This is a genomic window from Streptomyces sp. 8K308, assembly GCF_004348315.1.
Classification (GTDB): Bacteria; Actinomycetota; Actinomycetes; order Streptomycetales; family Streptomycetaceae; genus Streptomyces.
This window is the reverse complement of sequence record NZ_SMKC01000229.1, coordinates 1-11,648: the sequence shown is the minus strand read 5'-3', so window position 1 is coordinate 11,648 and position 11,648 is coordinate 1. Positions and strand designations below refer to the sequence as shown.

Genomic DNA, 11,648 nt, shown 5'->3' with positions numbered 1-11,648 from the left:
GTTCGCGGCGGGGGAGGTGGACGCGGTGTTGATCGGGGCGGATCGGATCGCGGCCGACGGCTCGGTGGCGAACAAGGTGGGGAGCTATCCGCTGGCGGTGCTCGCCAAGCACCACGGGGTGCCGTTCGTCGTGGTGGCGCCGGTGTCGACGGTGGACCTGGCGACGCCGGACGGGGCGGGGATCCAGGTGGAGCAGCGTCCGGGGCACGAGGTGACGGACGTCAGGCCGGGGGTGCCGGTGGCGCCGGTGGGGACGCAGGCGTACAACCCGGCGTTCGACGTGACGCCGGCGGAGCTGGTGACGGCGATCGTGACGGAACATGGGGTGGTGTCGCCGGTGGATCACGGCACGCTGGCGGAAGTGTGTTCCAGATCACGTTCGACTAAGTCCTGATCAGGGGATGGGATGATGAAGGCATGAAGGGACGTGTACTCGTCGTCGATGACGACCCCGCTCTGTCCGAGATGCTCGGCATCGTGCTGCGCGGGGAGGGGTTCGAGCCGTCTTTCGTCGCCGACGGGGACAAGGCCCTCGCCGCCTTCCGTGAGATCAAGCCGGATCTGGTGTTGCTCGACCTGATGCTGCCCGGCCGGGACGGCATCGAGGTGTGCCGGCTGATCCGGGGCGAGTCCGGGGTGCCGATCGTCATGCTCACGGCGAAGAGTGACACGGTCGACGTCGTCGTGGGCCTCGAGTCCGGCGCCGACGACTACATCGTCAAGCCGTTCAAGCCCAAGGAGCTGATCGCGCGGATCCGCGCGCGGCTGCGCCGTTCCGAGGAGCCGGCGCCCGAGCAGCTGGCCATCGGCGACCTGGTGATCGACGTCGCGGGCCACTCGGTCAAGCGCGGCAGCCAGGCGATCTCGCTGACGCCGCTCGAGTTCGACCTGCTGGTGGCGCTGGCGCGCAAGCCGTGGCAGGTGTTCACCCGCGAGGTGCTGCTCGAGCAGGTGTGGGGCTACCGGCACGCGGCCGACACCCGGCTGGTGAACGTCCACGTCCAGCGGCTGCGGTCGAAGGTGGAGAAGGACCCGGAGCGCCCGGAGATCGTGGTGACCGTGCGCGGCGTGGGCTACAAGGCCGGGTCAAGCTGACGTGGCGGACCGGCTGTGGTGGCATGGTTCCCGGCTGCTGACCGAAGGGGCGGCGACCGGGGCCCAGCCCGCTATCCGGATATTCGGCCGCTGGGCCAGCGGGCCGCTGCTCTCCGTGCGGCGGCTGTGGCGGCGGAACATCCAGCTGCGGGTCGTGACCACCACGCTGGTGATGTCCCTGGCCGTGGTGCTTGTGCTCGGCATCGTGGTGATCGGCCAGGTGCGCAACGGTCTGCTCGAGGCCAAGCGGCAGACGGCGCAGAGCCAGGCCGAGGGCGGGTTCGCGGTGGCGAGCGAGCTGGCCACCGGGGACGGCGACAGCGCCGAGGCGGTGGCCGGGCAGACCGTCGACCCCAACGCCTGGTTGAACGGGATCGTCGAGCAGCTGTCCAGCGGCGGGCGCGGGGTCTTCTACGTGGTGGCGCTGCCCTCGCAGCTGTCGGGCACGCCGTTCGTGAGCGAGGCGGACAGCGGCTCGGGGCAGGCGCCGCGCGGCGCCCGGGCCTACGGGGACCTGCGGATGCCGGAGCAGTTCATCCCGACGGAGCTGCGGGAGGCGCTTGACCGTTCGACGGACGCGCACCGCCAGTACGGCCGGATCGACTTCCTCGACGGCTCCTCGCAGGAGGCGCTGATCATCGGGCGCCGGCTCACCGACATCCAGGGCAACTGGTACCAGCTCTACTACCTCTTCCCCTTCACCCAGGAGGAGGAGTCGCTGTCGCTGGTGACCGGCACCATCGCCACCGCGGGGCTGTTCGTGGTGGTGCTGCTCGGCGCGATCGCCTGGCTCGTGGTGCGGCAGGTCGTGACGCCGGTGCGGATGGCGGCGCGGATCGCGGAGCGGCTGGCCGCCGGGCGGCTCCAGGAACGGATGAAGGTCAGCGGCGAGGACGACATCGCCCGGCTCGGCGAGTCGTTCAACAAGATGGCGCGGAACCTCCAGCTGCAGATCCAGCAGCTCGAGGAGCTGTCGCGGATGCAGCGGCGGTTCGTCTCGGACGTCTCGCACGAGCTGCGCACCCCGTTGACGACGGTGCGGATGGCGGCGGACGTGATCCACGAGGCGCGCGGCGAGTTCGATCCGGTGACCGCGCGCTCGGCCGAGCTGCTGCTGAGCCAGCTCGACCGGTTCGAGTCGCTGCTCGCCGACCTGCTCGAGATCAGCAGGTTCGACGCGGGCGCGGCCAATCTGGAGGCCGACCTGACCGACCTGCGGGACGTCGTCAACCGGGTGGTCGAGGGCGCCGAGCCGCTTGCCGAGCGGCGGGGCAGCCGGCTGCTGGTGCGGGGCGCCGAGCGGCCCGTGGTGGCCGAGGTGGACGCGCGGCGGATCGAGCGGGTGCTGCGGAACCTGGTGGTCAACGCGATCGAGCACGGCGAGGGCCGGGACGTGGTGGTGCGTCTCGCGGCCAGCCGGGAGGGCGACGCGGTGGCGGTCGCGGTGCGCGACCACGGCATCGGGCTGCGGACCGGGGAGGCGGAGCGGGTGTTCAACCGGTTCTGGCGGGCCGATCCGGCGCGGGCCAGGACCACGGGCGGCACCGGGCTCGGGCTCTCCATCGCGCTGGAGGACGCGCACCTGCACGGCGGCTGGCTTGAGGCGTGGGGCGAGCCGGGCGGCGGCGCCCAGTTCCGGTTGACGCTGCCGCGCACCGCCGGCGAGCCGCTGCGGGGGTCGCCGCTGCCGCTCGAACCGCGGGACGCGCGGGCCAGGCGCGAGGCGCGGGCACGTGGCGAACACGCGGCGGCGGCGGCGGTGGTTCCGGCTTCGCGGGCCGGGGAGCCGGGGCAGCTGGGGCAGCCGGTGGCGGCCGGCGGTGAGGCGCGGGGTGAGGGCGGTCATGAGGAGTGAGCGGCGCCCGCGGTGGCGGGCGGCGGCGGGGTGCGCGGCGGTCGGGCTGGTGCTGAGCGGCTGCGCGTCGATGCCGTCGAGCGGCCCGGTGCAGCGGGTGGACGCGTCGGAGCGCGCCGACTCGGACGGCGAGGGCGAGCCGCAGGTGCGGGTGTACGGGGTGCCGCCGGCCGAGGGCGCGCTGCCGCAGGCGATCGTCCGGGGCTTCCTGGAGGCGATCACCAGCGACGAGGTCAACTTCGAGACGGCACGCGAGTACCTGACGCCGCGGCGGCGGGGCGAGTGGGACCCGTTCGCCAGCACCACCATCCTCTCCAGCGGCGCCGACCTGCGGATCCCCGGGGCGGACGATCCGGCGGCCTCGGGCGACGGTCAGACGATGCGGGTGGAGCTGACGGGCAGCAGGCTCGCGACCGTCGACGAGGCGCACGTGTACTCGCCGGAGGCAGGCGAGTACCAGGCGACGTTCCTGCTGCGGCGGGTGGACGACCAGTGGCGGATCGACGCGCTGCCCGACGGCCTGGTGATCGGCGAGGCGGACTTCCGCCGCATCTACCGCTCCGTCAACACGTTCTATTACGCCGAGCTGGGGCCCGAGGGGCGGCGGGTCGAGCACGGTGAGGACGTGCTGGTGGCCGACCCGGTCTATGTGCGTCGGCGGATAGACCCGGTCGGCGAGAGCGTCCGCACGCTGCTCGAGGGGCCGAGCGAGTGGCTGTCCCCCGCGGTGGCCTCCGCGTTCCCGGCGAGCGCCGGGGTGGCGGAGGACCGCGCGCCGGCGATAGACGAGTCGGGTGGGATCTCGGTGTGGCTGACGGGGGTGCCGTCCGACTGGCCAGGCGAGCGCTGCGAGCGGATGGCGGCCCAGCTGCTGCACACCGTGCGGGACGTGGCGTCGGTGGACGTGACCGAGGCCAGGCTGCTCGACGACGACGGCACGCCGCTGTGCGAGGAGACCGAGGCGGGAGCTCGTGAGCACGCGCCCGGGCTGCTGGCCGGCGAGTTGAACCGCCCGTACTTCCTCGACGAGGACGGCGACCTGGTGCAGGTGGTCGAGGGCGAGGAGCAGCCCTCGCTGCGGCCGGTGCCCGGCACCCTCGACGAGGCCGAGGGCGGGCTGCGGGCCGTGGCGATCCGGCGGGACGGCGAGCAGGCGGCCGGGGTGAGCGCGGACGGCTCCACGCTGTACGTCGCCCCACTCTCCAACGAGGACGACACCGGGCCCGAGGTGCTCGCCACCAGCGCGACCGGCGGGGAGCACGCCGGCCTGTCCGCGCCCAGTTGGGACGGTCTCGGCGACCTGTGGGTCGCCGACCGCGACCCGGCGGGTCCCGGGCTGCTGCGGCTGGCCGACGGTCGGGGGACGCCGACCGAGGTCCCGGTCGAGGGGCTGCGGGACGGCCAGCGGATCGAGGCGCTGCGGGCGGCCTCGGACGGGGTGCGGATCGCGATGCTGATCGGCGAGGCCGACGGCGGCGCAAGGTTGCATCTCGGCCGGATCGAGCGCGCCGAGGGCGCGGAGGGCACCGAGCTGTCCGTCACCGGGCTGCGCCCTGTGACGCCGCGGCTCGAGGACGTGGCCGCGGTCTCCTGGGCCGGCGGCAGCCGCCTCGTGGTGGTGGGCCGGCCGGCGGACGGCGTGGAGCAGCTGATGTACGTGCGCTCCGACGGCTCGACCGTCAACACGCCCACGGTGCCCGGGCTCAACGACGTCACGGGCGTCGCGGCCGCGGAGAACGAGGACCTGCCGCTGCTGGCCGAGACGTTGGACGGGGTGGCCTGGCTCCAGGACCGCTCGCAGTGGAAGGTCGTCGGCTCACGGGGTTCGGCCCCGGTCTACGCCGGCTGACGGCGGTCGCGGCGGAATGGCCGGAAACCTCCCTACGGGGGGTTGGCAGGGAGTTGTCCTGTCCGTCACGGTGGATTCATGCGCGGTTGGTGGCAGGAGATCGGCTCCCTGATCCTGCCGACGGCGTGCGCCGGCTGTGGCCAGGCGCGCGCCGTGCTCTGCGAGCCCTGCCTGGCGGCGCTCACCGGCGGCCGGGCCCGCCGGGTGGTCCTCCGCCCCGAGCCGGCCGGGCTGCCCGCCGTCTACGCCGCCGTCGACTACCGGGACCAGGCGCGCGCGGTGCTGCTCGCGCACAAGGAGCGTGGGGTGCTGCCGCTGGCCGGCCCGTTGGGCCGGACGCTGGCCCTGAGCGCCCGCGCGGCGTGCGCCGGGGCGGTCGATGCGGGGCGGGTGGTGAGTCTGGTGCCGGTGCCCTCCGCGCGCGCGGCCGTGGCCCGGCGCGGACACGACCCGGTGCGCCGGATGGCGCTCGCGGCCGCCGGACGGCTGCGGAGCGAGGGGCTAGCGGTGCGGGTGCGGCCCGTGTTGCGGCAGGGCCGCCGGGTGGCGGACCAGGCCGGGCTCCCCGCGGCGCGGCGCTCCGCCAATCTCGCCGGGGCGCTGACGGCGCGGCCCGGCGCGTTGCCGGCGGGGGAGCCGGTGCTGCTGGTGGACGACCTGGTGACCACGGGTGCTTCGCTCGCCGAGGCGGCCCGGGCGGTGCGCGCCGCCGGCGGGGTGCCGCTCGGCGCCGCGGTGGTCGCCGGGCCCTCGGCGGCGGAGCCGCGCGGCGAGCGGGCCCGGGGCGAGCGGCCGGGTGACGAGGAACGTCCCGTCGAGAGACCGGGAAGATCTCGCGGCTTCTAGGGTGCCGGGGCACCTTTCACAGAGGTACGTTCGTTACATAAGTGGAGATGTGAATTTCCCGGGGTTTGCAAGTGGTCGTGATCACCCTGAGGACGTTGGGGTGTTGATCTTCGTGCCGGGGGAGAAAGAGGTGAAACCCGTAACCCCGAGGTAACGCCGGCGGGAGCCGAGGACACCGGCACCATCGGCACAGTGCACCACACGGAGGAGCCGCAGTGCCGCGGCGCCTCCGGGAACGGAGTTCTGCGTGGACATCGTCGTCAAGGGCCGCAAGACCGAGGTGCCGGAGCGATTCCGGCGGCATGTGGCCGAGAAGCTGAAGCTGGACAAGATCCAGAGGATCGACGGCAAGGTGACCCGCCTCGACGTGGAAGTGTCCAAGGAGCACAACCCACGTCAGGCAGACCGTTCCGACCGGGTGGAGATCACCCTGCGGCACCGGGGTCCCGTGGTGCGGGCGGAGGCCTCCGCGGCCGACCCGTACGCGGCCCTGGATCTGGCGGCCGAGAAGCTTGAGTCGCGGCTGCGCAGGCAGCACGACAAGCGCCGCTGCCGCAGGGGCCGGGACCGTATCCCGGCCAGCGAGGTCGCCGCCGCGGTCCCGGACGCGGCTCGGTTGAACGGCACACCCCCGCCCGAGCCGGCGTACCTCGCGCCGGCGCGTCCGCCCGTGCGGCGCCTCGGCTCGGTCGTCGTGGAGGGGGACGGTCCTCTGGTGGTCCGTGAGAAGACGCATCTCGCGGCACCCATGTCACTCGAGCAGGCGCTCTACGAGATGGAGCTGGTCGGGCACGACTTCTACCTGTTCATCGACGCGGACACCAAGCAGCCGAGCGTCGTCTACCGCAGGCACGCCTACGACTACGGCGTGATCCATCTGGAGGCCGATCCGCTGGCGGAGAGCGTGCCGGAGGGCGCGGGCGGCGCGCTGGGCGGCTGACGGAGACCGAAAGGCACCCCTCGTCGGATTCGGCGAGGGGTGTCGCCATGGAATCATGAGGTCGCCGAGCGTGGCAGACGGCGTGGGCTCGGTCGGATTCGGCCGTAGGGGGAGGAGCGATGGTGGACACTTTCGGGCCCACGATGCCTCGGGAGCGGCCCGGCGAAGGGGAGACGGCCTCGGCGGCCGAGCAGCGCGAGCCGATCCGGGTGCTGGTGGTCGACGACCACGAGCTGTTCCGGCGCGGGCTCGAGATCGTGCTCGCGCAGGAGGAGGACATCCAGGTCGTCGGCGAGGCGGGGGACGGCGCCGAGGCGGTCGAGAAGGCCGCCGACCTGCTGCCGGACATCGTGCTGATGGACGTGCGGATGCCGCGCAGGGGCGGGATCGAGGCGTGCACCTCCATCAAGGAGGTCGCGCCGAGCGCCAGGATCATCATGCTGACCATCAGCGACGAGGAGGCCGACCTCTACGACGCCATCAAGGCGGGCGCGACCGGCTACCTGCTCAAGGAGATCTCCACCGACGAGGTCACCGCGGCGATCCGGGCCGTGGCCGACGGGCAGTCCCAGATCAGTCCCTCGATGGCGGCCAAGCTGCTCACCGAGTTCAAGTCGATGATCGAGCGCACCGACGAGCGGCGCCTGGTGCCGGCGCCCAAGCTCACCGACCGGGAGCTCGAGGTGCTCAAGCTGGTGGCCACGGGCAAGAACAACCGGGACATCGCCAAGAAGCTGTTCATCAGCGAGAACACCGTGAAGAACCACGTGCGCAACATCCTGGAGAAGCTGCAGCTGCACTCCCGGATGGAGGCCGTGGTCTACGCGATGCGCGAGAAGATCCTGGACCTGGAGACCGGCTGAGGCCGGTGGTGTTACACGGTCACCTCCGCGAGGGCGCCGGCCAGCGGGGCGTGCAGCTCGGCCGGCGTCACCCGCTCCACCGTGACCCGGGAGCAGCCCACCCAGCGGGCGGCCTCCGCAAGGGCCTCGGCCATCGCCGGTATCGCCTTGCGGCCGCGCGCCTCGCCGCCCTCGAAGGCCGCGTGCCTGGCGACCAGCGTGTCGCCCTCGCGCGCCGGGTCCACCCGGCCGAGCAGCCGCCCGCCGGCCAGCAGCGGCATCGCGAAGTAGCCGTAGACCCGCTTCGGCTTCGGCACGTACGCCTCGAGCCGGTGCGTGAAGCGGAAGATCCGCTCGGTGCGCGGCCGGTCCCAAATCAGCGAGTCGAACGGGGAGAGCAGCGTGGTGCGGTGCCGGCCGCGCGGCGCGGCGGCCAGCGCCGCCGGATCCGCCCAGGCCTCGTGGTGCGGGCCCCAGCCCCCGACGACCACCGGCACCAGACCCGTGTCCTCGACGACCGCCGACACCTCGGCGATTCTCAGCCGGTGGTAGTCCGCCAGGTCGGCCAGCGTGGCCACTCCCATCGCGGCCCCGGCCTGGGCGACGAGCCGCCGCACGCACTCCGCGTCCGGCAGGTCGTCGTGGCGCAGCTCGCCCGGGATGGCGCGCTCGGCCAGGTCGTAGACCCGCTTCCAGCCGCGCCGCTCGACGCACACCACGTCCCCGAACACCAGCGCGCGCTCGACGGCGACCTTGGCGTCGCTCCAGTCCCACCAGGGACCGCCGTTCTTGGCTCCCCCCAGCTCGGTGGCGGTCAGCGGGCCCTCGGCGCGCAGCTGGGCGATCACCTTCTCGTAGGCGCCAGGGGCCAGCTCGTGGTGCCAGGACTTTCGGGCCCGGTAGGCCCGCCGCCGGAAGGCGAACAGCGGCCACTCCTCGATCGGCAGCACACAGGCCGCGTGCGACCAGTACTCGAAGGAGCGGCCCCCCGACCAGTACGCCTCCTCGACGGCCGCCCGGCCCACCGCGCCGAGCCGCGCGTACGGCAGGAGCTCGTGCGAGCGGGCCAGCACCGAGATCGTGTCCAGCTGGACGGCGCCGAGCCGGCGCAACACGCCTCGCACGCCCCCCGCCCGGTCTGGTGCGCCGAGCAGGCCCTGGGCGCGGAGGGCGATCCGACGGGCTTCGTCCGCTGAGAGCTGGAGCGGCTGTGCGGCAGTCATGCGAGCGATCGTAGAGCGCACCACTGACACTCGTCGCGACGCTCGCATACCATGGCCGGTGCGGCGGGGCCATATCTCGCTGTGCCCGCGCATCCCTATCGGCGCCAGGCCCGACCGGCAAGGAGACCAGCCCTCGTGTCCGTCTTCAACAAGATCATGCGTGCAGGCGAAGGCAAGATCCTGCGCAGGTTGCAACGCATCGCCAACCAGGTGAACTCCATTGAAGAGGACTTCCTTGAGCTGACGGACGCCGAGCTGCGGGCGCTCACCGACGAGTACAGGGAGCGCTACACGGACGGCGAGAGCCTGGACGACCTGCTGCCCGAGGCGTTCGCCACCGTCCGCGAGGCCGCCAAGCGGGTGCTCGGCCAGCGCCACTACGACGTCCAGCTGATGGGCGGCGCCGCGCTGCACCTCGGCTACGTGGCCGAGATGAAGACCGGCGAGGGCAAGACGCTGGTCGGCACCCTGCCCGCCTATCTGAACGCGCTCTCCGGCGACGGCGTGCACCTGATCACCACCAACGACTACCTGGCCCAGCGCGACTCCGAGTGGATGGGCCGGGTGCACCGCTTCCTCGGCCTGTCGGTCGGTTGCATCACCGCCGGGATGACGCCCGCCAAGCGCCGTGAGCAGTACGCCTGCGACATCACCTACGGCACCAACAACGAGTTCGGCTTCGACTACCTGCGCGACAACATGGCATGGTCGAAGGACGAGCTGGTGCAGCGCGGCCACAACTACGCGATCGTCGACGAGGTGGACTCGATCCTGATCGACGAGGCGAGGACCCCGCTGATCATCTCGGGCCCCGCCGACCAGGCCACCAAGTGGTACGCGGACTTCGCCAAGCTGGTGCAGCGTCTGGAGAAGGGCGAGCCGGCCGTCCCCACCAGGCAGGTCGCCGAGAGCGGCGACTACGACGTGGACGAGAAGAAGCGCACCGTCGCCATCCACGACGCGGGCGTCACCAAGGTCGAGGACTGGCTGGGCATCGACAATCTCTACGAGTCCGTGAACACCCCGCTCGTCGGCTACCTGAACAACGCCATCAAGGCCAAGGAGCTGTACAAGAAGGACAAGGACTACGTCGTTCTCGACGGCGAGGTCGTGATCGTCGACGAGCACACCGGCCGCATCCTGGCCGGCCGCCGCTACAACGAGGGCATGCACCAGGCGATCGAGGCGAAGGAGGGGGTGAAGATCAAGGACGAGAACCAGACGCTCGCCAAGATCACCCTCCAGAACTACTTCCGCCTCTACGGCAAGCTCGCCGGCATGACCGGTACGGCGATGACCGAGGCCGCCGAGTTCCACCAGATCTACAAGCTCGGCGTGGTCCCCATCCCGACCAACCGGCCGATGGCCCGCGTGGACCAGTCCGACCTGATCTACCGCACCGAGGTCGCCAAGTTCGCGGCCGTCGTCGACGACATCGTCGAGAAGCACGAGAAGGGCCAGCCGGTGCTGGTCGGCACCACCTCGGTGGAGAAGTCCGAGTACCTGTCCCAGCAGCTCAACAAGCGGGGCGTGCGACACGAGGTGCTCAACGCCAAGAACCACGAGCGTGAGGCGGCGATCGTCGCCAAGGCCGGCCGCAAGAGCGCCGTCACGGTGGCGACGAACATGGCCGGTCGAGGCACCGACATCAAGCTCGGCGGCAACCCGGACGACATCGCCGAGAGCGAGCTGCGCGGCAAGGGCCTCGACCCGGTGGAGCACGTCGAGGAGTGGGCCGCCGCGCTGCCGGAGGCCCTGGAGCGGGCCGAGGAGGCGGTGAAGGCCGAGTTCGAGGAGGTCAAGGACCTCGGCGGGCTCTACGTGCTCGGCACCGAGCGGCACGAGTCGCGGCGGATCGACAACCAGCTGCGCGGCCGCTCTGGCCGTCAGGGCGACCCGGGCGAGTCCCGGTTCTACCTGTCGCTCGGCGACGACCTGATGCGTCTGTTCAAGGCGCAGATGGTCGAGCGCGTCATGGCCATGGCCAACGTGCCGGACGACGTGCCGATCGAGAACCGCATGGTCACCCGCGCCATCGCCTCGGCGCAGGGCCAGGTCGAGCAGCAGAACTTCGAGATCCGCAAGAACGTGCTGAAGTACGACGAGGTGCTGAACCGGCAGCGCGAGGTCATCTACAGCGAGCGGCACCGGGTGCTGGCCGGCGAGGACCTGCACGAGCAGGTGCGGTTCTTCATGGACGACACCATCGACGCGTACGTGCAGGCCGAGACGGCCGGCGGGTTCGCCGAGGAGTGGGACCTGGAGCGGCTGTGGGGCGCGTTCAAGCAGCTCTACCCGGTCTCGGTGACGATCGAGGAGCTCGAGGAGGAGGCGGGCGGCCGGGACGGCCTCACGCCGGAGTTCCTGGCCGAGTCCATCAAGGAGGACATCTCCCAGCAGTACGACAGGCGGGAGCAGGAGCTCGGGGCCGAGGTGATGCGGGAGCTCGAGCGGCGGGTGGTGCTCTCGGTGCTCGACCGCAAGTGGCGTGAGCACCTCTACGAGATGGACTACCTGCAGGAGGGCATCGGCCTGCGGGCGATGGCGCAGCGCGACCCGGTGGTCGAGTTCCAGCGCGAGGGCTTCGACATGTTCACGGCCATGATGGATGGGATCAAGGAGGAGTCGGTCGGCTACCTGTTCAACCTGGAGGTCCAGGTGGAGCGGCAGGTCGAGCAGGTGCCGGTGCAGGGCGGCGAAAAGCAGCCGGCGGCGGCCGGCGGCGGCGAGGAGCCGGCGCCGGTGCCGGCCGGGGCGCGGCCGGCGATCCGGGCCAAGGGCCTTGACGCGCCGCAGCGGGCGGACCGGCTGCACTTCTCGGCTCCGACGGTGGACGGTGCGGGCGGCGTGGTCGAGGGCGACTTCGAGTCGGACGGCGGGGCCGGGTCCGGGTCCGGGGCCGGCGGTGATGGCACGACGCGTGCGGAGCGGCGTCGCGCGGCGAAGGGCGGCCGCCGCCGCAAGAAGTGACGGGCGGTGCTCTTTTCCCCCACCCACC

8 protein-coding genes and 1 pseudogene are annotated in these 11,648 nt (G+C 72.1%); 8 read left to right on the top strand and 1 reads right to left on the bottom strand.

All coding sequences use genetic code 11. The annotated features are described in order from the left end of the window. From E1265_RS25455 to E1265_RS25425, 7 genes and pseudogenes are all read left to right on the top strand, one after another. Window positions 1-394: pseudogene (locus E1265_RS25455) on the top strand (S-methyl-5-thioribose-1-phosphate isomerase); the annotation flags it as partial. Window positions 395-417: 23 nt separating this feature from the next. Beyond that, window positions 418-1,095 (top strand): two-component system response regulator MtrA, encoded by a 678-nt coding sequence (gene mtrA, locus E1265_RS25450; RefSeq protein WP_132819589.1) that lies wholly within the window; start codon window positions 418-420, stop codon window positions 1,093-1,095. Between the two features lies 1 nt (window position 1,096). Next, window positions 1,097-2,950 (top strand): MtrAB system histidine kinase MtrB, encoded by a 1,854-nt coding sequence (gene mtrB, locus E1265_RS25445; protein ID WP_132933343.1) that lies wholly within the window; start codon window positions 1,097-1,099, stop codon window positions 2,948-2,950. Next, complete coding sequence (locus E1265_RS25440) at window positions 2,940-4,799, top strand: LpqB family beta-propeller domain-containing protein (protein WP_132933342.1); 1,860 nt, start codon at window positions 2,940-2,942, stop codon at window positions 4,797-4,799. The genes mtrB and E1265_RS25440 overlap by 11 nt, the downstream gene beginning before the upstream one ends. A gap of 78 nt (window positions 4,800-4,877) precedes the next feature. Further along, window positions 4,878-5,645, top strand: a complete 768-nt coding sequence (locus tag E1265_RS25435) for a phosphoribosyltransferase family protein (protein WP_132933341.1) — start codon at window positions 4,878-4,880, stop codon at window positions 5,643-5,645. A gap of 247 nt (window positions 5,646-5,892) precedes the next feature. Then, the gene (raiA, locus tag E1265_RS25430; RefSeq protein ID WP_132933340.1) at window positions 5,893-6,585 is read left to right on the top strand and encodes a ribosome-associated translation inhibitor RaiA; all 693 of its coding nucleotides are present in this window, start codon (window positions 5,893-5,895) and stop codon (window positions 6,583-6,585) included. Between the two features lie 143 nt (window positions 6,586-6,728). After that, on the top strand, window positions 6,729-7,448 hold the full coding sequence (locus E1265_RS25425; protein WP_243741098.1) for a response regulator transcription factor: 720 nt from the start codon (window positions 6,729-6,731) through the stop codon (window positions 7,446-7,448). 11 nt (window positions 7,449-7,459) lie between these two features. On the opposite strand, the gene E1265_RS25420 is transcribed toward E1265_RS25425, so the two are convergent. Next, on the bottom strand, window positions 7,460-8,650 hold the full coding sequence (locus tag E1265_RS25420; RefSeq protein ID WP_132933338.1) for a crosslink repair DNA glycosylase YcaQ family protein: 1,191 nt from the start codon (window positions 8,648-8,650) through the stop codon (window positions 7,460-7,462). 135 nt (window positions 8,651-8,785) lie between these two features. Between E1265_RS25420 and secA the strand changes: the two genes are divergently transcribed. Then, window positions 8,786-11,620, top strand: coding sequence for a preprotein translocase subunit SecA (secA, locus tag E1265_RS25415; protein ID WP_132933337.1), 2,835 nt, complete (start codon window positions 8,786-8,788; stop codon window positions 11,618-11,620). Window positions 11,621-11,648 lie beyond the last annotated feature (28 nt).